Here is a 576-nt window from a genome sequence, read left to right as displayed (position 1 = left end):
GGCAAAGCCCGCGATTTTCACCTCATGGCCTGAGAGGGTCAGGGTTTCTGTCGCGCCTTTGGGGAAAGTGTCGGTGGTCATAATCGCCCGCGCCGCACCATCTGCCCCGTCAGCATCCAGTTTGCCCGCCAATTCCGCCAAGATATGCGTAATTTTTTCGGGGGCGAAGGGCTCACCAATCACCCCCGTTGACGCGCTGAACACATGAGCGGCTGGAATACCCAAAACACGGCCCGCCTCGGCGGTTACCGCCTCGACCGTTTGATCGCCTGCGCGGCCTGTAAAGGCGTTAGAATTTCCAGAATTTACAACAATTCCAAAGCCTTGATCTCTGCTTTCCGCCAAAGCGGCCAACTTGCGCTCACAATCGAGGACAGGTGCGGAGCGCGTGGAGGATCGGGTAAAGACACCTGCCACTGACGCCCCTGCACAAATCTCGACCAACATGACATCGGTGCGGTTTTGATACCGCACCCCCGCCGCTCCACTGGCAAAGCGCACCCCATCAATGCGGGGCAATGCAGGAAACCCACCTTTTGGGGCGAGGGGGGAGACAGGAAGCGGGGCTTTTGCCAT

1 protein-coding gene is annotated in these 576 nt (G+C 58.9%); it reads right to left on the bottom strand.

The window, feature by feature from the left end:
• Nucleotides 1-519, bottom strand: a 519-nt coding sequence (locus ACR0B3_RS24475; RefSeq protein WP_480811308.1) for a bifunctional ornithine acetyltransferase/N-acetylglutamate synthase, incomplete at its 3' end; no start/stop codon positions are given.
• Nucleotides 520-576 lie beyond the last annotated feature (57 nt).

Source organism: Ruegeria sp. CE9 (genome assembly GCF_056537425.1).
This window is presented reverse-complemented; position numbering and strand designations above follow the sequence as displayed.